Source organism: Streptomyces sp. 147326, from assembly GCF_045000215.1.
GTDB lineage: Bacteria > Actinomycetota > Actinomycetes > Streptomycetales > Streptomycetaceae > Streptomyces.
In genome coordinates this window covers 398451-418658 of sequence record NZ_CP134201.1, presented here as the reverse complement: position 1 = coordinate 418658, position 20208 = coordinate 398451, and the positions used below count along the sequence as shown (strand labels likewise).

22 protein-coding genes and 2 pseudogenes are annotated in these 20208 nt (G+C 70.3%); 10 read left to right on the top strand and 14 right to left on the bottom strand.

Annotated features, from left to right (window positions below):
* Positions 1-346 precede the first annotated feature (346 nt).
* Complete coding sequence (locus RIU97_RS02080) at positions 347-925, bottom strand: suppressor of fused domain protein (protein WP_404953007.1); 579 nt, start codon at positions 923-925, stop codon at positions 347-349.
* A gap of 226 nt (positions 926-1151) precedes the next feature.
* Between RIU97_RS02080 and RIU97_RS02075 the strand changes: the two genes are divergently transcribed.
* Positions 1152-1376: a hypothetical protein gene (locus tag RIU97_RS02075; protein WP_404953006.1), complete on the top strand. Its 225-nt coding sequence runs from the start codon at positions 1152-1154 to the stop codon at positions 1374-1376.
* A 34-nt stretch (positions 1377-1410) separates the two neighbouring features.
* On the opposite strand, the gene RIU97_RS02070 is transcribed toward RIU97_RS02075, so the two are convergent.
* The 4 genes from RIU97_RS02070 to RIU97_RS02055 form a co-directional block, all read right to left on the bottom strand.
* Positions 1411-2022 (bottom strand): hypothetical protein, encoded by a 612-nt coding sequence (locus tag RIU97_RS02070; protein ID WP_404953004.1) that lies wholly within the window; start codon positions 2020-2022, stop codon positions 1411-1413.
* Positions 2023-2622: 600 nt separating this feature from the next.
* Complete coding sequence (locus tag RIU97_RS02065) at positions 2623-3045, bottom strand: DUF6233 domain-containing protein (protein ID WP_404953002.1); 423 nt, start codon at positions 3043-3045, stop codon at positions 2623-2625.
* Positions 3046-3147: 102 nt separating this feature from the next.
* Positions 3148-3351, bottom strand: coding sequence for a hypothetical protein (locus tag RIU97_RS02060; protein WP_404953001.1), 204 nt, complete (start codon positions 3349-3351; stop codon positions 3148-3150).
* Between the two features lie 200 nt (positions 3352-3551).
* Positions 3552-4652 carry an IS701 family transposase gene (locus tag RIU97_RS02055; RefSeq protein WP_404962727.1) on the bottom strand — a complete coding sequence of 367 codons (1101 nt, stop codon included), beginning with the start codon at positions 4650-4652 and terminating at the stop codon, positions 3552-3554.
* A gap of 415 nt (positions 4653-5067) precedes the next feature.
* On the opposite strand from RIU97_RS02055, the gene RIU97_RS02050 reads away from it, so the two are divergent.
* Entirely contained in the window at positions 5068-5967 is a 900-nt protein-coding gene (locus tag RIU97_RS02050) for a GNAT family N-acetyltransferase (RefSeq protein WP_404953000.1), read from the top strand.
* A 300-nt stretch (positions 5968-6267) separates the two neighbouring features.
* Positions 6268-6933, top strand: a complete 666-nt coding sequence (locus tag RIU97_RS02045; protein ID WP_404952999.1) for a tetratricopeptide repeat protein — start codon at positions 6268-6270, stop codon at positions 6931-6933.
* Positions 6934-7130: 197 nt separating this feature from the next.
* Here the strand turns inward: RIU97_RS02045 and RIU97_RS02040 are convergent.
* The 3 genes and pseudogenes from RIU97_RS02040 to RIU97_RS02030 all read right to left on the bottom strand — a co-directional run.
* Positions 7131-7337, bottom strand: a pseudogene (locus RIU97_RS02040) (integrase core domain-containing protein); the annotation flags it as partial.
* Positions 7338-7401: 64 nt separating this feature from the next.
* Positions 7402-7494 (bottom strand): annotated as a pseudogene (locus tag RIU97_RS02035) (transposase); the annotation flags it as partial.
* 10 nt (positions 7495-7504) lie between these two features.
* Positions 7505-8296 carry a rhomboid-like protein gene (locus tag RIU97_RS02030; protein ID WP_404952998.1) on the bottom strand — a complete coding sequence of 264 codons (792 nt, stop codon included), beginning with the start codon at positions 8294-8296 and terminating at the stop codon, positions 7505-7507.
* A 204-nt stretch (positions 8297-8500) separates the two neighbouring features.
* On the opposite strand from RIU97_RS02030, the gene RIU97_RS02025 reads away from it, so the two are divergent.
* From RIU97_RS02025 to RIU97_RS02015, 3 genes are all read left to right on the top strand, one after another.
* Positions 8501-8653 carry a hypothetical protein gene (locus RIU97_RS02025; protein WP_404952997.1) on the top strand — a complete coding sequence of 51 codons (153 nt, stop codon included), beginning with the start codon at positions 8501-8503 and terminating at the stop codon, positions 8651-8653.
* 308 nt (positions 8654-8961) lie between these two features.
* A complete protein-coding gene (locus tag RIU97_RS02020; protein ID WP_404952996.1) occupies positions 8962-9819 on the top strand; it encodes a C40 family peptidase in 858 nt (285 codons plus the stop codon).
* Between the two features lie 74 nt (positions 9820-9893).
* A complete protein-coding gene (locus RIU97_RS02015; protein WP_404952995.1) occupies positions 9894-10277 on the top strand; it encodes a hypothetical protein in 384 nt (127 codons plus the stop codon).
* A 706-nt stretch (positions 10278-10983) separates the two neighbouring features.
* Here RIU97_RS02015 and RIU97_RS02010 read toward each other — a convergent pair.
* Positions 10984-11943, bottom strand: coding sequence for an MBL fold metallo-hydrolase (locus tag RIU97_RS02010; RefSeq protein WP_404952994.1), 960 nt, complete (start codon positions 11941-11943; stop codon positions 10984-10986).
* A gap of 376 nt (positions 11944-12319) precedes the next feature.
* Between RIU97_RS02010 and RIU97_RS02005 the strand changes: the two genes are divergently transcribed.
* Positions 12320-12979, top strand: coding sequence for a nucleoside deaminase (locus RIU97_RS02005; protein WP_404952993.1), 660 nt, complete (start codon positions 12320-12322; stop codon positions 12977-12979).
* Between the two features lie 264 nt (positions 12980-13243).
* On the opposite strand, the gene RIU97_RS02000 is transcribed toward RIU97_RS02005, so the two are convergent.
* From RIU97_RS02000 to RIU97_RS01985, 4 genes are all read right to left on the bottom strand, one after another.
* Positions 13244-13696: a DUF4279 domain-containing protein gene (locus RIU97_RS02000; protein WP_404952992.1), complete on the bottom strand. Its 453-nt coding sequence runs from the start codon at positions 13694-13696 to the stop codon at positions 13244-13246.
* 200 nt (positions 13697-13896) lie between these two features.
* Complete coding sequence (locus RIU97_RS01995) at positions 13897-14637, bottom strand: hypothetical protein (protein WP_404952991.1); 741 nt, start codon at positions 14635-14637, stop codon at positions 13897-13899.
* A 266-nt stretch (positions 14638-14903) separates the two neighbouring features.
* Positions 14904-15242, bottom strand: a complete 339-nt coding sequence (locus RIU97_RS01990; RefSeq protein WP_404952990.1) for a hypothetical protein — start codon at positions 15240-15242, stop codon at positions 14904-14906.
* A gap of 136 nt (positions 15243-15378) precedes the next feature.
* Positions 15379-16104: a DUF6461 domain-containing protein gene (locus RIU97_RS01985; protein ID WP_404952989.1), complete on the bottom strand. Its 726-nt coding sequence runs from the start codon at positions 16102-16104 to the stop codon at positions 15379-15381.
* Positions 16105-16385: 281 nt separating this feature from the next.
* Here RIU97_RS01985 and RIU97_RS01980 point away from each other — a divergent pair, with 281 nt between their 5' ends.
* Positions 16386-18110, top strand: coding sequence for a BCCT family transporter (locus RIU97_RS01980; RefSeq protein ID WP_404962726.1), 1725 nt, complete (start codon positions 16386-16388; stop codon positions 18108-18110).
* A 173-nt stretch (positions 18111-18283) separates the two neighbouring features.
* On the opposite strand, the gene RIU97_RS01975 is transcribed toward RIU97_RS01980, so the two are convergent.
* The gene (locus RIU97_RS01975; RefSeq protein ID WP_404952988.1) at positions 18284-18541 is read right to left on the bottom strand and encodes a hypothetical protein; all 258 of its coding nucleotides are present in this window, start codon (positions 18539-18541) and stop codon (positions 18284-18286) included.
* Positions 18542-18891: 350 nt separating this feature from the next.
* Here RIU97_RS01975 and RIU97_RS01970 point away from each other — a divergent pair, with 350 nt between their 5' ends.
* Positions 18892-19851: a MerR family transcriptional regulator gene (locus RIU97_RS01970; RefSeq protein ID WP_404952987.1), complete on the top strand. Its 960-nt coding sequence runs from the start codon at positions 18892-18894 to the stop codon at positions 19849-19851.
* The gene (locus RIU97_RS01965; RefSeq protein WP_404952986.1) at positions 19848-20204 is read left to right on the top strand and encodes a hypothetical protein; all 357 of its coding nucleotides are present in this window, start codon (positions 19848-19850) and stop codon (positions 20202-20204) included. The genes RIU97_RS01970 and RIU97_RS01965 overlap by 4 nt, the downstream gene beginning before the upstream one ends.
* The last annotated feature ends 4 nt before the right edge of the window (positions 20205-20208 follow it).

Below are 20208 nucleotides of genomic sequence, written 5' to 3'. Positions count from 1 at the left end.
CTGGGCAGGGGGTTCGCCCGACCGGGGCGCCGCTCCCGCAGGACCTCATCGGCCCGGACGCCGCGCCGACGGAACCTGCGACGGACTGATGGCCGGATCCCAAGACCGTCAGACCGGCCTCATAGCGTCGAAGGCGAGGGTCAGGAGCCGCCAGGCCCCTGAAGAACGCGGGAGTAGGTCATGGGTGAGATCAGTGTCGGCAGGCAGCACCTTCACCGGCTGCCGGCCGACAGCACAGGCGCATACGGAGCCCCGTACCAGCAGCCCTTCGCCGAGCTTGCCAACACACCCCGCGGCGGCCGGTCACCTGAACCGCCGCGAGAGCGGCCAGGCGGAAGCCGGCGCCTCAGACGACTGATGCCCTGAAGGGGTCGGTGGGAATGATCCCTGCCTCTTCGAAGCGCTGCTCCAACGCCTCGTGACCCTGGCCCCTGCGGAACTCGATCTCGGCGGCCGTCACGGGCAGGGTCCACAGGATCCGGACGTGTCCCTGGGGCAGCGGGCAGTGTTCGAGATCGGGCCCGTGGAGATAAGGAAGGCTGATCAGCAGGTGGTCGCAGGTCGAACCCGGCACCCACGGTTCACCGATCGGCATGCTGTGCTCCAGGTCGAGCCGATGCCCTCCACAGTGGTAGTAGGCGATCATCGCCATGAGCTCGATGAACCGCTGGTCACGGACGTGGGCGGTCATGACGAACTCGAGCCCGTGCCCGTCCTCCTCCATCGCGGCCCAGCACCCGGCGGTCACATAGGCCCAGCTGTCGCTGCGGGGGCCGGGCGCTACGACGAGAACGCGCAGGTCGGCTACGACCTCTCGCCGTTCCGGCCCGAGGTCGTACTCGACCACCTCAACGGAATGCCCCTCGAAGAACGCCCGGACATGTGACTCAACGGCCTCCGCGGCCTGCCCCCTCGCATCACTCACCGAACGATCATCCCAGATCACTTACAGCGCCCTGGAGCGGCAGACGTCAGCGGCGAATACGCCGCACAAGGTGGTCGACGGCCTGCGCGCCTCCCAGGCGCCGAATGGCGCAGTATTCGGACCGGCGACGCCCGCCGTCACCCGCCGCCATGGTCGTGGGGGAGCCCTCGGCGCGCTGGGGTGAGTCCCGGATGCCGTGCTGGCGGGTCCGCTGCACTCTGGGTTCATGGCGGACCAGACGGAGATCGTGATTCACCCCGTGTCGGCGCAGGGCGGGCGGAAGGTCACGGTGCACGCGCTCGGCGTGGACGCGGACCTGGGCCGGGCGTTCACACTGGGGGACGTGGCGGAGTTCTTGCGTCGGGCCGGGCTGGAGGATGTGGAGCTGTCCGAGGACGGGCCGATCCGGTGGGAGGGGGGCGGCCCTGAGGTGTGGAGCGGCGACATCTGACGACGGCGGGCGCCGCGGGGTCCGGGGTCTGGGGTCAGGGGATGCGGAGGTCGTTGAGGAGCCGCTCGTGCAGGGCCTTCAGTGCCTTCTCGTGGGTTTTGGGGCCGAGGGTCAGGGCCTGGACGAGGTGCGTGTCGTCGGCTATGAGGCGAATGAAGCCGGCGAGAGGCTCACCGTCTGTCTCGGAGGTCAGTCGCGCGTCGAGGGCAGGACGGCCGTCGAATGTCACTTTGTGCACGTTACTGCTGGTCAGAGGTTCGGCGGTGTTCTGCATGTACGACTCGAGAACGCGCTGGAGATTGTCCTCGAGCGGGTACTGGTCGCCCGGCATGTCGTGGACGGCGAAGCCGACCGCCCCGTCCGGGGTGTCCACGAGGTACACGCGCGCGTCGACCTCCTTGCCTTCGATGGAAACGGTCGCCTTCCGGACGGTGGCCTTCCCGGGAAGCTCGGCGGTGATGCCGCTGGGTGGATCGGTGGTTTCCACCCATTCCACGGCGGGCGCAGCGGGTAGGGCCGTGACGTGCAGCGGCGCTGGGGCGGAGGGGGCGGCGAACGCGGTGGCGGAACCCGGCACACCTCCTGCGATCAGGACCACGGAGACCGAGAGCGTCACAAGGCGCGGTGTCCGAGAACGGTGAGTCATGCCGATCACTTCCCCTGCGTGCTCGCTGACCGTCGGCTCGGTCGCCGGCTCCCGAGCCCTCTCCCAGCGTCCATCCCGATCACTGCGGATGCACCCGGACGACATGGATGGCACCCGACTCCCGGCCAGGCGCGGACGGCACCGTGCCCGGGGCGGGCATGGATCCCCGATGCCTTGGAGACGGTCGAGCGCATCGTTCAGGGGTGCGTGACGGCGACGATGCGGCCATCCGTACTCTGCCGGCCGAGCTGTCCGTGGTCGCGGGGACACCGCTGCTCCTGCTGGATCTGCGTGAGCGGCTGTATCGGCCGCGGTGAGGTGCACAGCTCAGGCGCGGCGGAACACGTGGCCGATATTCGTCGGCGGCGCCACGACGTGCCTGGCCCGGCGGGGTACTTCACGGCCCCTGGTCGAGCCGCTGCCGCTCCACGGCGTCGTAGATCGGCTATCGCATACCTGCGGTATTCGCCACCCGCTGCGCTGGAGGTGCTTGCGTCTGGACGTGACCGCCTACGCGCCGGGCTCGGGGAGGGTGCGGCTGCGGCTGCCGGCTGAGAGGTTGGGCGGGCGAGTCTGCGATATGGACGTACGAGCGGACCCCTATGGTTCGGTCGCAGGAGCGGGCGGTGTCGGGGTGCGGCCCCCGTCGCGGCCCTGATGGCCAGAGCCGCACCCCGTACAACCGAACGTACCCGCAGCTGACCCGTCCACGTACACGACGGGGCAGCCGGTCGTGCCGAGCGGAATCTCGGGGCTGCAGTACGGGCACGGCTCGATGCCCTCGGTGAGCACCCGGCGGGCTTCCTCGCAGCTGATCGGCTCGCCGGGACGCCCGGAGCCGTCGGCGTCTTGCCCGGCTCCCGACAGGGCACGACTGCTTCCTCGGCATGATCGCCCGTGCAGCTCAAGGAGACGGCCCGGTGAGGAAGCGAGGAAGCGCGGACGGGTGGCTTTGTCACGGGTCGTGGGTGCAGGAAGACATTGCGTGAGGGCTATCGGCAGGGTTCGGCCTCGGTGGCACATCGTCTCCGAGGCCGTCGTCGAGGTTCAGTTCAGGACGGGGTTCTCGGAGCGACCCTTGTTCGTCGATGAACACGGTGGGCCTCGACAGGAACGCGTCGGCGTTCACGGGTCCGTCTTGCTCAGGTCTTCCCGGCTGTCATTCGGCTTGAAGCCATCACGCTCATGCATGCGAATCGCATGGGCGAAGGAGGCCGCATCGTGCGAGAGAGCGAAGCCGACCGGGGCCGCGTTCCTGCGCGAGGCGGCCTCTCCTCCCCGGGACTCCTTCGTCCAGGACGTCCGTATCCACTGGACGGTGATCTCCATGTGCGTACCCCCGTCGAGTCGTCGAGGGACTCACTCTCTGCACGCCCGGCCCCGTCCCGGACGGCCCCACCGCACCCCTGCCGGTCAGCAGGTCGTCCACGCCGTCCTCCGCGAATTCCGGCGTGACCGGGGTGAATGTCCGTCCCCTGCGCGGCCTTCGAGCCCAAGCGGTGCACGGTCGTCTCGTGGGGCCGCCGCGCCTATGAGGTCGGAGACAACGGGATCAGGTCGGCTGGTCCTTGGCGGCGGCCGAGTTCGTTGGCGCGGACCACTGCGAGGAAGGCGTGGGCAAGCATCGCGAGGGTGACCCAGCGGGCCCAGGAGGGGTAGCGGCGAGCCTGATGCTCGTCGAGCCCCGCCAGCCCCTTCTCGCTTGGGAAGGTCTCTTCCACCCGCCACCTTGATCCGGCTACCTTCACCAGGGTGGTCAGTGGCGCTGGCCGGGTGGAATGACAACGGTAGTAGGGGAGTTCGCCGGTGGTGCGGTTGCGGCGGATCAGCAACTGGCGGTGGCCTGGTGTCGGGTTGGCGAGCTCGATGACAGCCCAGTCGTAGAACCGCTGTCCCTTCGCGCCGCGTCCAGCGGACAGCTTCTGCCAGGCACACCTGGGCACCTTCTGGACCAGCGCGTCGGCCCGGATGATGCCCGCGCTGGTGGTCACTTCGGTCGAGCAGGCCACCGCCGGGACGTACCCCATGCCGCGTTTTTCCAGCGCGGATCGCAGCTTCGGGTCGCCTCCGTAGACCTCGTCTCCGGTCACCCAGTCCACGCGGTGTCCGGCGTCCATGAACCGTTCGATCATCGTGCGGGCCAGCTCCGGCTTGGTTGCGAAGACGGTTTCCTCGCCGAGCCCTGCCGCCCGGCAGCGGTCCGGGTCGCGCGTCCAGGAGCGCGGGACGTACAGCTCCCGGTCCACCGCCGCGTGTCCCCGGGCGCCGGCGTAGATAAGGTAGACGGCGACCTGGGAGTTCTCGATCCGTCCCGCGGTGCCTGTGTACTGGCGTTGGACCCCGACGGGGTGGGTGCCCTTCTTCACGTCGCCGGTCTCGTCGACGACCAGCACCGCGGCATCGGCGTGGAGGTGCTCGACGACGTATTCGCGGACGTCGTCGCGGACGGCATCGGCGTTCCAGGACGCCCGGCACAGCAGGTGCTGCATGCCGTGCGGGGTTGCCTCGCCGGCCCGCTCCGCGATCGTCCTGCAGTTCTTGCGCGGCAGGGCCGACAGCAGGCCCAGCACCAACCGCCCGGCCCGTAGGCGAGGTTCATAGCGGGCGAACCGGCCCGCGATGCGCCCCATGGCCACCTCAAACGCCTCCCGCCAACGTGCGGGATTTATGCTGTGACCAGTGGTCACCGTCTCGTCGTCGGTCCACACACCCACGATGATCAACGGCTGCCGCATCTGTTCCCGTAACGGCCCCACCAGCAAGATCACAATCCACACAGCTGGAGCACTGCAGTCCGCTTACGGCCCCGCGGGCCTTTGAGAGCGCTCTGCATCGTCCCGCGAACCCCTCCTTCAAGGGGCGCGGAAATCCGTGGACGGACCCGCGGAAGATCACGTACTGTGTGGCTTCACGCCCTGAGATGGATGGAAGGAGGCGAGTGCCGTGCAGTTCACACCTTTCCAGCGCTCCCTCTTCCGCTATCCCGGCGTAGCTCGTCAGTTCTGACCGGGAGCGCTCCTAGCAGCCTGTATCCCGGAGGAATCCATGACCGATACGGTCATCCGCGCGCTCTCCGCGAGCGACGCACATCTTTTCGACGCACACCCCGACCCCCTCGGCGCTGGTGAAGGCCACCGGCGTACCCGGTTCCGCCCCGACTGGAAGCGCGTCGCCCTGCGCGACGGCGAGGTCGTCGCACGCGGTGCGTGGTGGGGCGGCCCCGACGACTCGGAGCCCGTCAACATCAACTGGTTCGACGTGGCCGAGGGCGAGGAGGAGGCCGGGGCCGAACTCCTGCGCTCCGCTCCCTGGCAGGTCGAACTCGAGATCAACCTGCCCGGCGGCTGGCGGGAAAAGACCCACCTGCGCGCCGGAGCCGAGGCGCGCTTCGCCGCCGCACGAGCCGCAGGGTACGAACTCCTGGTGGAACGATTCCTGTACCGCTGGACCCCCGAGCGAGGTCTGCCCGAGCGGCCCGGACGCCTGCGCTTCAGCGCCGAACCCGACGACACCGTGTTCTTCGACGCGTTGCGCCGCATCCACTCCGCCACCCTGGACGCCCACGCGCTCAGGGCCATCGAGGAGGGCGGCCTCGACCAGGCCGCCCAGGAGGAACTCGACTTCTTCCACTGGTGCCCCTCCCCACGGGAATGGTGGCAGATCGCACACACGCCGGAGGGCGACCTGGCCGGCATCCACATCCCGGCCCACAACCCCTCCGGCCCGACGATCGGCTTCATCGGAGTCGTCCCGGAACAGCGCGGTCGCGGCTACGCCTACGACCTCCTCGCGGAGTGCACCCACCTCCTCGTCGAGCAGGGCGCGGAGTTCGTCAGCGGAGCGACGGACCAGGCCAACTTCCCCATGGCCGCGAACTTCGCCAAGGCTGGCTTCCCCGTCGTCCGTGAACGCATCAACTTCCACCCGGCGGGCCAAGCGGCCTAGCGAGGAGTAGCACGCGGTGAGCGGTCCGGTCCGAGGGCAGGTCCGGACCGCTTGCTGGTGCCCGACGGCATGCCGGCCGACAGTGAACGTGCAGGATCTACGCTGCGGAGTGGCCACCGTCTCGTCGTCAGTCCACACCGACGATGATCAACAGCGGCCGCGCGCGTTCCCTTACAGGCCCCACCAGCAAGATCACGATCTACAGCTGGAGTATTAGGCGCAGCGATCCACTCGACGGAGATTCCGCAGGAACAACTGGTTGGGAGGTGGGCCAGTCCTGACGGTACGTCCCTGACCTTCTTGAAGGAGCACACCTTCGCCGGATCGGGTTTCGACAAGGTCGAGGCGGCCCTGGCCGCAGCGCGTGAGAGCGGCGACCAGCTCCAGGTCGGCTGGGCCCTGGGCTACGCCGCCGGCGCGCTCCACCGGCTCGGACGAACCAGCGAATCCATCACCTGGCTCGAAGAGGCCGCCGACCACCTCAGCAGGCAGACCGGCCCACAGAGCCGCCTCGCCGAACTCACCGTCCTCAACACCCTCGGCCAGCACCTGCGCCAGACCGGCCGCGCCGAGGAAGCCCTGACCATCCACCGACGCAGCGAAGCCATCTGCCAAGCCGGCGTCCCCGGAAAGCCCCAGGAACTGATCGGCCTCTACCTCGCCGTAACCCGCCAGCACATCGGCAACGACCTCGCCGCCCTCCACCGATGGAACGAAGCGGAACGCCCCCTGAGCTACGCACTCACCCACTTCCAGGCAGCGCAGATGCCCGCCTGGAGCGAACCGGCCCGCCTCGACCTCGGCATCGTCCTGCGCCACCTCACGCGCCACCACGAAGCCCACGCGGCCCTGACCGCCGCACACGACTCGCTCGTCCGGCTCAACAACCCACGCACATCCGAAGCCGCCGACCACCTCCACCAACTCAACCGGACACTTGACGCTGCAGGTCACTCAACCGACTGAGGGGGGCGAAGACTGCACACCCCTCGGCGGTACTGCCGCCGTCATCCTGCCTGTGCCCGCTCCGGCCGCTGTCCCCGGCCAGCCCGGCGATGTCGAGCGCGGTTACTGGTGGGGCAGGAGCGCGCGGAAGGCCACCGACCCTCGGTGCCAGCGAGGGCCGACCACCAGCCCCGCGGCAGGTACACCATGTCCACTGCCTAGGTGTGTTGTCCGGACAGGTTGGTGACGCGGCTGGCGGGTGTTTGGCCTTGGATGCCGGTGTGGGGTCGGTGGTAGTTGTACCAGTCGATCCAGTCGGTGAACGCGGTCTGTCGTTCGGCGTCTGAGGTGTAGGGCTGCTGGTAGGCCCATTCCTCGAGCAGGGTGCGGTGGAAGCGTTCGACCTTGCCGTTGGTCTGCGGCCGTCAGGGCCTGGTCCATCGCGGGCTGATGCCCAGATCACGGCAGGTGTCGCGCCAGGTGTAGCCCGTAGACCGTCTGCCAAGGACCGTACTCGTCCGGCAAGTCCCGCCACGGGGCCCCGGTCCGCACCCGCCAGCGGATCCCGTCGATCACTCGTCGTCGCTGGAGCTCAGACCGATGGAGGTGTCCCTGTTCCGGCAGCCGGCGACGTCGATTCCGGAACGGCGCCTCGGTGCACCCCGAAGTCGCTCGTAGCGGGGGACAGCCCGGCAGCGCGGACCCGTTGCCGCCTGAGAGCCGGGACACCCAACAGCCCGAAGCCAAGGGCCGCCGCTATGAGATGGCCGATCGTGGTGAAGTCAGGCAGCGGCCCGGTCCAGTCGGCGCCGCCGAGAGGCCATGCGAGAACGAAGACGGCCCAGGGGAGGCGCCCACGGCGCGGGAAGGCGAGCGTGCCGACCGCCAGCACGGTCTGGGCGCCGTAACTGACCCCGTAGTCCAAGGCCTGCCGCACGCCCGCTGGATACCAGCCGTGCTGCAGTGCGACGGTGATGACGACGGCGGTGAGCAGGGTGGCCGCGACATGCCCGCCGAGGAACACGGCTACGGCGCGCGGCTTTCCCCACCGGCGCTCCGCCCAGGCCAGGAAGCAGCAGACCCCGAGGCCCAGGGTGATCAAGGTACCCACGAAGTCGGTTGAGGTGACATCCGTGAGCGTGCCGTCGAAGAACAGCGCGCTGCCGAGCAGTGCGGACAACGGATGATCTTGGAGGTTGTCCAGGTTGGTGCTGAGGTAGCCCAGCACGGTGGCCGCCCGATCGGCGGACAGTCCTTGGCTGACCCAGGCGTGGCTGACCAGGAGCAGGCAGACATAGGCGAGGGTCAGCGGCGCACGGCGCGGGTACCCCCGAACGGCGCGGAGAGGTCTGCCCAGAGGACCCCACAGTGACTGAGAGTTCATACCGTGGCATTCTCCAGGTCGAGCCGACGGTGGGGATCGGCGGGTGACGGCAGCCATCCCGGCCGGGGCCGTGCCACCAGCCCATCCCCGGTCGGTCGGCCGCGGACCGGATGACGGAGGCATGGGGCACGCCGTTGCCGAGGCGCCGGCCGCGCGTGACACCGGCCGCGGTCGGCCATCTGGCCCGGGCCGGACTCCACTACGGTGCCGCTGTACCTCGCCGAGGACGGCGCGCTGCTGCCGATGGTCCGGCCGCTGGTGGACCGGGGCACGGTGCGTACCGCCCGCGCGGGCCGGCGCTCCCCGCTCGCAGGCCTCGACCTCGTCGTCTCCCGGGCCAGGGCCGGGTGCTGCTGACGGGGGTCGGGTAGATCGCCAGGCGGGGCGGCCGCGGACGTTGCGGAGCGCGCGGGCGTCACGGGCCCTCCCGAGTGGCCTGTTGACGGATGGTCAAAGGGACTGGTGGGAGGGGGTTTCCCGGAGGTTTCCCGTTTCCCGTTGCGATGGGCGACGCGTGCTTCCTCGACACGGAGGGGTGGCGGGGCACAGTCTCGGAGTGCCCGACGGACGGCCGGTACGTGCTCCGTACGACGAGCAGGCCGCGAAGACAACGACGAGCATGACGCCCCGCGGGACACCGCGTGGCAGGGACGGGGGACCCGGACATGGCGATGCGGAGAACGGCGGTGGCGGCGGTGGCGGCGCTCACCCTCCTGGCCACGTGGGGAGGTGCCGGCAGCGTCACGGCGGCCTCGGCACCGAAGGCGGCGGGGGCGGCGGGGGCGTGCGGCGTGCTCGCGCCCGGGGCCTCCGCCGTGGCGGAGAGGGCCGTAGGAGCCGCGTGCGAACAGATCGGCGTCTGGTACACCTGGGGAGGCGGCCACGGGCAACAGCCGGGGCCCACGTACGGCCAGGTCGACCCGAGCGATCCGGACAGCGCACACGACCCGGAGCGGCTGGGCTTCGACTGCTCGGGACTGGTCCGCTACGCCTACGCCCGCGCGGCCGGCGGCGACCCGCTGTCCGGCAACGCGTACCACCAGTTCCATTCGCCGCAGGTGGAGCAGCGTTTCACGGCTGCCCAGGGGACCGGGCCGCTGCTCCCGGGGGACCTGCTGGCGTGGGGGTCGGGGGGCTCCATCCACCACATCGCGATCTACCTGGGCGCGGGGAAGATGGTCGAGGCCCGGGAGTCGGGCACCCGGATCACCGTCAGCGACGTACGGCTGGGCGGGGACTACGCGGGAGCGGTCCGCATCGCGCCGGCGGCGGCACCCGGCACGTTCAGCACGTGGGGCACGGATGTGTGGACCCACAAGGAGCCGTCCACCACCAGCCCGCGGGTACACCGGTTCCCCGGCCCGACCACGGTGCGCATCGAGTGCCAGAAGCACGCCGAACCGGTCACGGCGGAGGGCTACACCAACGACGCCTGGTCCTACCTGCCCGACTACGGGGCATGGATCACCAACATCTACATCAAGGGCGCCGCATGGCTGGACGGCGTACGCACCTGCCCCTGAGCACTCTCCGTACCACTGATCACGCACGCACACCCATCACCCGGCTCCCGAGGGAGCCCTTTCGAGGAGGAAGCATGTACGCAGGCAGGAAGATCGCCCTGGGCCTCGCCGCCGCAGCACTGGCGGGCGGCATGGCCGCCGTGACCGGGCCCGCCGCGGCGACGCCCACCACCGGGAAGAGCGCGGCCGCCGAATGCGGCGTCCGCGCCGACGGCAAACTGTGGTGCGGCAATCGGGTCGGCGCCAAGGGCTACGAGCACCGCCGGTACAACTCCGCGGTGCGGGGGCCGCTGAACACGAGCCCCAGCTGGTTCCAGTGCTGGGGCCGCGGTGACCAGCACGCCGGCGGCAACAACGTCTGGTACTGGACCCAGCTGGACAACGGGCAGTGGGGCAACGTCGCGGCCGTCGACGTCCACACGTCGGTCGACCCCGCGCCGGGCTTGCGCGAGTGCTGACGCACTGAAGGCCGCCACCGGCCGGACGCCGGCTGCGTCAACGATGGTGGGGCCCTCCTCGGCTAGGCCGAGGAGGGCCGGGGTTCGTCGCTGCCGCCCGGCCCGACCACACCGGCGAACCCCTCTCCGGCACAGCCGTGCTGGAGTGCGTGCTGCGAGCCTCGACGGCCGAGGTGGCGACGTGGCCCGCATCCTCACCGACGCCGCACGCGGCGGGGGTCGGCGTCGACCGGTGGCCGCCGGTCGCCGGCATCGTGCAGAGCCTTCCATGCGGCCCAGCGTCCCCGGGGTGCTGCGTTCCGGCGGAACCGGCTTCGCCACAGCGGCACCCCCGTCTGGTGAACCGTTCGCCCACGCAGAAAAGCCTGACGGGCAGGAAGGCCGTGCTCGGCGAGGACGCCGAGAAGCTCGCTCCGGGCTGATCGGCCGAGCGGCCGAGCGGCTGCGCGGCTGAGCGGCGTGCTCGGCGAGGATGTCCTGGGCGAGTTGAGTGGCAGGGGCGGACTGGCCGGTTCCGGAGGCGCTCAGGCCGTGATGCCGCACAAGCGGCCAGCGGTGCGACGACCGCCGGTCCGCTGACCGCGGGCCGGATGGATCATCCCGTCGCCGGGTCCGAACTGCTCAAGCAGGTGGAAAGGTTGCGGGAAGCGCTGGCGCCGGTCTGTGGCCCGCGGGCCCACGGCGCTGGCCCCGGGGCCGGCGTCCGTCAGCCGTGCTGGTGCTGTTCGGGCAGTCGGCTCTCGGGGTGGGCCCACAGCAGCACGTTGTCGGGCCGCGCGTCGCGGAAGAAGTCGAGCACGTCCTGGTCCGAATGGCGCAGGCTGAAGTGGGTGAGGACGAAGAGGGTGTCCGGGTGGGCCTCGACGACGGGCTTCAACCGGCTCCACACGGTGTGTCCGACCCGGTCGGCCCGGGCCAGCTCGGCGTCGTCGAGGAACGTGCACTCGGTGATGATCACCGGATATTCGAACAGCCACGGGTTGTCTTCGAAGACGCTCACGTGGGTGTCCCCGAGGAAGGCGAACAACGGTCTGAGGAGCTCTCGTTCGACCTCGGCGCCCTCCTTGCGGCGCAGCGCGAGGATACGGCCGAACTCCGCACCCCGGCCCTGTTCCGCGAGGCCGCGCCGCAGTTCCTCGTACTCGGGCAGCAGTGCCTTGCGGCGCTCGGAGAACGCGTAGCCCACGCACGGCACCTTGTGGACGCACTCCACCACCCGCACGTGGTGGCCGCGGCGACCGAAGGTGAACTCGTCGCCACCGCGCACCCCGTGCAGCCGGCAGCCCGTGGCGAGCGAGGGGTCGTAGGCGGGGCCGTGGTTCAGTTCGGCGGAGGCCCGGAGGAAGGTCTCCACGTAGGGCGCCGACGCGGCGGGCAGGTGAATGTCGACACCGTCGGGCCGGGCGGCGAGGTAGTCGAGGTCCTTGGAGTGGTCGTGGTGGGTGTGGGTGAGGAAGACGGTCTCCGGCTGACGCCCTTCCGCCAGTCCCGCGTCGAGCGCGCAGCGCAACTCGGGGATGTGGAAGAACGTCTTGTCGTTGGCGCGCGAGTACCCGGTGAGAGTGAGCTCGGTACCGGGTATCCGCCAGGTCTTCCACTGGCGGAACGGGTGTCCTCGCTCCAGCCGTTCGGGGTGGGAGGGTGTCCGCGAAGGGGCCAGGGTCATCGGTGCCTCCGTCGGACCGCCGTGATCAGGTGAGGGGCCGATCGTAACGGGCGGCCCGCTGGTGCGGCCCGTGGTTTTCCCGGCACGCTCGCGCGCGGACATGCCTCACGGACCGTCACCGTACGTGTCGGCTGGGGCGTACCCTCTTCCCCGTCTCGCACGAGCCTGACCGCCTCGGATAGCAGCGTACTCACGCACGTACCCCCCTCCGCCGTACGCTCACCATCACCGCTGCGACCAGCAGCACCCGCAGTGCGCCGGCGAGGACGAGCGGGTCCACAAGGGGATCAGCCCGCAGCCTCTGAGCCACGCTCGCTCGGGGTCGGCCCGGCCCGGCCCGATTCGGGGCATGCGCATCGGGAGCCACAATGCCTGGGTGGCATCAGGAGAGTTCGGATTCGATACGGCGTGGCGGGCGGCACCGGAAGCGGTACGTAGGGCCCTCGGGCTCGCATACGAGGCGCTGGTCGCCGATGGCCTGGCAGTGGGCGCGGTGCTCACGGACGCGGCGGGCACGGTGCTGTGCGAGGGGCGCAACGAGGCGTATGAGAGGGGGCCGGGAGCGGGTCCGCTGCGCGGTACGCCGCTGGCTCACGCCGAGATGAACGTGCTCGGCTCCGCCCGGACGGGCTGGGAGTTCGGCTCCGCGGTGCTGTGGAGCACGCAGGAGCCCTGCAAGATGTGCGCGGCGGCGGCGGAGTTCACGGGGGTGGCAGATGTGCGCTACCTGGCGCCGGACCCGTGGGCGATGGCGGACGGCTCCGCTGGTTCCTCCGGGGCGGCTCCGTTCGGCGGGGCGGTGTGGCTCCTGGCGGCGAACACGATGTTCCTGCGCAGCGTGGTGGTGGCCGCGCCGGGCCCTGCCGAGCCGGAGATTCTGACCCACCACCGTTGCGTCGAGCCTGAGACGGCGGCCCTGCACGGCGCCGTCCGGCCAGGCCTGCCGACGGCGGCCTCGGTGGGGGAGTGGCTGGAGGAGATCTGGTCGGCCCTCTCGGCGGCGGCGGCGGCGAGCCGGGCACTGCTCACGGGTTGACGCGGCGGCAGCGCCGGCCGCGCACTACTGGATCCCCCGACGGATCCCCCGACGGATCCCCCGACGGAGTGCCCGGCCGAACCGCTGGCCGGCGTGGGTGACAGGCGGTGGAGGGCGGGTTCTCGCCGGCGACGTCGCTGCGCGCGCTCGCTTTCGCCGATGGGAGCCGGCTGCGGCAGCAGCGAGGGGAAGAGAATGTTGCAGCGCGGCATCAACGCGGCGGAGGATTTCCGGTGGGGCTGCTGGAGCATCCAGCCCCGGCGACTACGGCGCCGACGGACTGACACCGCCCGGTTCATCGCGGCATTCGTGATAGACGTACTGATCGATGTCGAGCGATGCCCGGGCCGCACCCATCCAGGACATCAGATCGGCGCTGAGCACAATGCCCTTTTGCTGTGGGTCGTCGAGGTCGCTGATCTCCTGGACGATCTCCAGGAAGACGGATGCCTCTCCCGCGTCGGCGAGTCGCCCGAGGGCCGTGGCGAGATCCGTGCCCCACCCGAGGACCGCCGGCTCCAGATCCTCCGGCCTGCCCCGGCCTTCCGGCGCACCTGCGCGCCGGAACCAGGTCGAGTGGGACCGCGGAGGCGACTGCGGGCGCCTGCGGCTCCCGATGGACGTCGACTCGTCGGGTTCCGCGCCCAGCCTCCTGGAGATCTCCTCCGGCTGCAAGGACTCGCTGACGACTCTCAAGTACATGCGGAACGCGCTCACGGCCGGTACCTGCAATGCGTCGGAACCAAGATCCTTCCGTCCTTGCTCATGAGAATGATCCGGTTGTTGATCTTCGCAGCGGTGCCGTCGGGAAACCAGTTCGGTGGACGGCTCGCCGATCGCGTCGGTGGGGGTGGGGGGCGGCGCGGACGGCCCGTCCAAGGAGGGGTTCAGGGACGGGCCGTATGGAGCAGCCGGGGTCAGGAGGACTGGGGCGGCTTCGTGGCGCCGGGCACCGGGCCGACGAGCTTCGGGTTGTCCTCCCAGGCGGGTTCCATGGGCTGGATGTCGACTACGGTCACGCCGGTACCGGGCCGCTGCTCGCCGATCAGTTCGCCGCGGTGCTGGATGACGAACGGGACGGTGAGGGGTTCGGCGTATACGGCGTCGTTGACGTAGACGTCCTCGGTGTAGTCGTAGCGGGCCGAGGACCAGCACCCTTCGCATCCGGCTTCGGGCTTGCCCTCGTACGTCCACCGCAGGGTGACGCGGTAGGTGATGGGGTCGTTGATGTCGGACGCGGAGGTGAAGACCAGCTTGCCGCGGCCGGTGCGGTGGTCGGTGGCGCACAGGTTGAGGGTGACGGTGCCGTACCCGGGGACGCTCTCGGGGGTGGGGAGTTGGGGCACGGGGTGCGGGCAGCCGGGCGCGGGGGTGGCGGTCCCGCCGCCGGTCGGGCGGGGGCTCGGGTCGTCGCCTCCGCCTCCGGGATGGCCGGTGGGGGTGTTGCCGGGACGCGGGGCGACGGTGGGGATCGGGGTGGGGGTGCCCGACGGCATGACCGTGGGGCGTGCGGTCGGTGAGGCGGACGGCCCTCTGGTGGGCTGGACGCTGGGCAGGGGACCGGGGGTGTCGTCGGCGTTGACGGGCCCGGCGAATAAGGCGAGGACGGCAGCCGCGCAGGTGGCGACGGCGGCGGCCGGTATCAGCTTGCGGTTCACGGTTTCCATTCGGGTTGGGGCGGCCCCCGCCCCGGGCGGGGCGGGGCGGGGGAAGTCTGGTCACGACGCGCGAGCGGCGCCGTTCCGGTCGTGGCGGCCGGCTCGCAGCCCCCGGGCGTTGTGGTGACCGAAGTGTTCGCGCGCTTGATCCTGGAGGCACCTGCGGGGCAGGTCTCGCGGCACGGCTCGATGAACGGGGGAGCGCAGGCGAGCGCGCTGCAGGGCGTGGATCCGGGGTCGCCGGATCGCGGGGTGTGCGGACCGTCCTACGAGGGGGTGCGGATCCGGAGGGCCTTCACAGGCGGGACACCCCACCGCGAGGGAGGGTCCGGCATCTTGGTGTCGCCCCGCAGGGCGGCGAACGGCGCGTCCATCTCGCCGGTATCGGCGACCACGGCCACCGGGTAGGCCGGGTGGCCGCGCCGTCTGGCCACCGCCAGGACGGGTTCCCACCGCTCCGGCCAGAGCATCCAGACGTGCCTCCCGGCGAACCGGGGCCCGAACACGGCAAGCTGCTTACGGGCGTTGTCCGGGCCGGTCAGGCCCCGGAGCAGCCCGTGGACGCCGTACCACTTGCCAGACCTCCAGAAGGTCGAATGCAACATCGGACAAGGTCTTGCAGTGGCCAATATGGCCGAGGTGACGGCCGCCGCAACGCCCCACCAGCACAACGGACCGTGACGGGCCCACAAGATCAGTGCCGGAGCCCGGAGGTGTGAGTGGCCGACGGCACGTCGTGTGTCAGAGCTGATCCCGCCGCAGCTCCACGTATGTCCGCTCGCCGTGTGCGTCCGTGAGGTCGATGGTGATGCTCTCCCACTCTTCGGCGGGTTCCTCCGGTACCTCGCCCGTCTGGTACTCGGCGTCCGCCAGCAGTTCCGCGGTGACCCGTACGCCTGTGAGGCGCTCGGTCAGCGCGAATACCGCCGCCTTCCTGTCGACGCCGGGGTCTTCGTCACCCGTTGGGTTGAGCCCGACCTCCCTCATCACGGCGTTCAGATCATCGGGAGTGCTGCCGGTCCTGTCCGCCGGCCACTCGAAGGTGGTCCGCAACTCCCCGTCCTCGTACCAGTGGAAGAAGTCCATGGGCTTCCCCCCGTTGCTCGAATGGGAGACGGCCCGCGTCCCGGTGGAGAGGGCCTCCATGATGGTCGGCCGTGTTCCCAGATCGCCGCCGAACTCCAGAGCGAGGGTCCAGTCCCCTCCCTCGCCGGGGACCGTGAACGCTCCCGCGAGGAAGGACTCGGGCGAGCCCTCGTACCCGAACCAGATCTCCGTGTGCTCCTCGATCAGTTCGCTGACCCCCTCACACACATCTCGTGGCTCGGCCCCCGCCACTCTGAGCAGTTCCGCCGGCGAGACTCCCCGCACCAGCGTCAGCGTGTACCCGAGCTCCTCCATCGCGTACTTGAACAGGGAGGACGAGGAACGTATCCAGCCGTAGTCGGCTGCGGTGGCTCGGGTCATACAGCGCATCCTGCCAGCGCCCACTGACACCACGGCGCGCTGCGGGGCGGCTGAGGAGGGGGCCTGGGGCGCCGGGTCGGGGTCGCGTCGAGCTCGCGTGCCGTTCCTCCTCGACACCCGTTCGGCCTATCACTTCACAGAGGGGCACCCCGTCGACGGCTGTTGATGCCGGGACAGGTGTGCGCGCCGTGGTACGGGATAGCAGAGGCCAAATCGGGCCATGATCGCGAGAGGTGCCGCCTGTGTCTCAGGAGCAACGCAAACAGAGGCAAAGGCTGCGGCTGCCCGTGAAGGCGGCCCTGCCCGGCCGCCACCCGCACGAGGACAAGGCGGCCGTCACCGACCGGGTGGTCTTCGGCGTGACGGCCGTGCTGACCCTGGGCTTCGTGATCTGGGGCGTCACGGCCACCAGCTCGCTGGAGAGCGTCTCCGACATCTTGCTGAACGGCCTGATGCACAACGCCGGCTGGGCGTTCGTCCTGGCCGCCTCGGGGTTCGTCGTCTTCGCGCTCTGGCTCGCCATCAGCCGGTACGGACGGATCGAGCTGGGCCAGGAGCACGAGAAGCCGGAGTTCAGCACCGTCTCCTGGGTCGCCATGATGTTCAGCGCCGGCATGGGCATCGGCCTGATGTTCTACGGCGTCAGCGAACCCCTCGCGCACTACACCACTCCGCCGCCGGGCACCGACCCCGCCGACTCGGCGGACGCCATGCAGACGGCGCTCGCCACCACGCTCTTCCACTGGACGCTGCACCCGTGGGCCATCTACGCGGTGGTCGGCCTGGCCATCGCGTACAGCACCTTCCGGCGCCGCAGGCGGCAGACGATCAGCGCCGTCTTCGTCCCGCTCCTCGGCAAGAAGCGCGCCGAGGGCGCTCCCGGCCGGGTGATCGACATCCTGGCGATCTTCGCCACGCTGTTCGGCTCCGCCACGTCCCTGGGACTCGGCGCGCTCCAGATCGGCAGCGGCATGCACGAGGTGGGATGGCTGAGCAAGGCCGGGACGGGGCTGCTCGTCGCCATCATCGGCGTGCTGACCGTCTGCTTCGTCTTCTCCGCCGTCTCCGGCGTGGAGAAGGGCATCCAGTGGCTCTCCAACATCAACATGGTGCTGGCCGTCACCCTGGCGGTCTTCGTGTTCGTCGTCGGCCCCACCATCCTGGTCCTCGACCTGATCCCCACCTCCCTCGCCGCGTACTTCGAGGAGCTGCCCCAGCTGATCGGCCGCACCGAGGCGTCCACCGGCGGCGGTGACGTCGCCGACTGGCTGAGCAGCTGGACGGTCTTCTACTGGGCCTGGTGGATCTCCTGGACGCCCTTCGTCGGCATGTTCATCGCCCGTATCAGCCGGGGCCGTACGATCCGTCAGTTCGTCGGCGGCGTCATCCTGGTGCCCAGCACCGTGAGCCTGGTCTGGTTCGCCGTCTTCGGCGGTACGGCCATGCATCTGAAGGAGCAGGGAAAGCTGGGCGCCGCGACCACGCCCGAGGCGCAGCTGTTCGGCGTGCTCCAGGAGTTTCCGATCGCCGGAGTGATGAGCCTGCTCGTGATGGTCCTGGTCGGCATCTTCTTCGTCTCCGGCGCCGACGCGGCGTCGATCGTGATGGGCACCCTCTCCCAGAAGGGCACCTTCGAACCCGCCCGGTTCGTCGTCGTCTTCTGGGGCGTGGTGACCGGTGGCGTGGCGGCCGTGATGCTGCTCGTCGGCGAGGGCAAGGGCGACGCCCTCGCGGGCCTGCAACACTTGACGATCCTCGTCGCGGCCCCGTTCGTCCTGGTGATGATCGGCATGTGCTGCGCCCTCTTGCGGGACCTCCGCCAGGACCCGCTGATCGTCCGCAGCGAACTTGCCGAGGAGGCGGTGGAGGAAGCCGTGATCGCGGGCCACGAGAAGTACGCGGGCGGGTTCGAGATCCGCATCGGCCCGGCGCAGGACGAGGCACCCGGGGAAACGAAGGGCGACCGCGACCGCAAAGACCCGGGAGCCGCGCCCCCGGCCCCCTGACGGGCACATTCGCCGTACGCCGTACGCCGTACGCCGTACGCCGTACGCCGAGCGATGGGGTGCCGGACGCGCCGCGCTGCAACAGGTAGCCGGTCGGCATGGAGGCTCGGGAGCGCTGGTTGCGGCGGGTGCGGGTTCGCGCGGGGCTGGCCCGGGGGAGCCTGCGGCAGGGCCTAGTAGCGTTTGTCCACCTTGATGAAGGTGCCCTGGCCGCTCCGCCACATCTTGTGGGCGCCGGAAGCGTAGCTGCTGGTGCCGGGGTCTCCGGGGCCGATCATTCCTTCGCCGCCGGTGGCGCCGGCGGTCGTGGCGTTGACGGAGTGCGGCGCTGCCGGGGCGGCGGATGCGCTGGAGGACACCGAGACGGCTCCTGCGGCCAGGGCGGTCGTGGCGGTGAGCAGAGCAATACGTCGGGTGCGGCTGCGGATCACGGTGATTCTCCTAGGGGGCGGTCGGCCCGATGGGGAGGGCGCCCTTTCCTGCTGGGCCCGTGGCTCCATTGAGCCCCAGAGGCCGAGGCGCGTCATGCCGCTGAATGTCGGGACTTGACACCTCGCTCGCCGGGGGTGTCGAGGAGGACGCCGAGTCGTTCCCGTGGACGCCGGGGAGGCGGTCTGTGGAGACATGCGGCGAGGGTCCGGAGCCGCGCGTACGGCGGGCCGCGCCCCGCCCGCGCCCGTTACCGGTGTGCCACCCCGCCTCGCGGCGCCGCTGCGCGCTGGGCGACACGTCACCGGGCCCCGGTTGAGTCTCCCGTGGGGGGAGAGAGCAAGCTGGGGGCATGGACAGCGACGTGCTCTATTCCATCGGAGAACTATCCCGCAGGACCGGCCTGACGGTGAAGACCATCCGGTTCTATTCCGACACGGGCATCGTCCCGCCGACCGACCGGAGCCCGGCGGGCTACCGGCTCTACGGCCCCGACGCACTCGCACGCCTGGACCTGGCCCGCACGCTGCGCGATCTCGGGCTCGATCTGGCGACCGTGCGCAAGGTGCTGGACCGGGAGGCATCCGTCGCGGAAGTCACGGAAGCGCACGCCAACGCCCTGGACGTGCAGATCGAGACCCTCCGCCTGCGCCGGGCGGTACTCCGCGCAATCGCCAGACGCGGCCCCACCACCATGGAGATGGATCTCATGCGCCGACTCGCCACGCTTTCCCAGGCCGAACGACGCCGACTGGTGTCCGGCTTCATCGACGACGCCTTCGAGGGCCTTCATGCCAACCCGGAGTTCGTGACCCTGATGCGCTCCGCCCTGCCCGAGCTCCCCGACGATCCCGCGCCCGAACAGGTCGAGGCCTGGGTGGAACTCGCCGGACTCTGCCAGGACGCCGACTTCCGCGTGATGTTGCGCCGCACAGCCGAGGAGCAGGCGGAAGAGCCTTCCCGGCAGGACGTCGGCGCTCTGCACGACGCTCTCGACCGGGCGATGCGTGAACGCATCGACGAAGCCGTGTCCGCCGGTCTCCTGCCGGCCTCCGCTCGAGGTGCGTCCCTCGCCGACTCACTGGGCAGCCTCTACGCCCACGCGTTCGAGCGTGCCGACGCGAGCGATCTGCGCCGCTGGCTCCTCGCCCGCCTGCAGACGACCGCCGACCCGGACGCGGCGCGCTACTGGCAGCTCCTGGCAACGATCAACGGATGGCCCGCCTCACCCACACTCGCTCCCGTCCGCTCCTGGTTCACCACCGCCTTCGCCACGCGCGATGACGACCGTCAGAAGGCTCTGATGCGATGAGGACGCGCGACCTGAAGTTCGGCTTGTACGCGGACGAGCAGGGGCTGGCCTGGGTCAGGCAGCTGGTTGAGGACGTCGTCGGCTCCCGGAGCGCCCGGATCATCAGTGAGACCGCCGCACACACTCTTCCCGGGAGCGGGCTGGCGACCGCTGACGTCTACGACCTCCTGGCGGAACAGTGGGCCGTGGAACATCCCGCTCAGAGCAGCGGCGCACGGCAACCGATCGAACTGCGCGTCCACTTGGTGTGTTCCCTGCGGACCAGGCGGGCGATCCGCAAGGAAGTGATCAAGGCTCTGTGTCCAGAGGGAACGGCTCCCCACACCTGCCGTGTTCCCTGGATGGCTGCCTGACCTC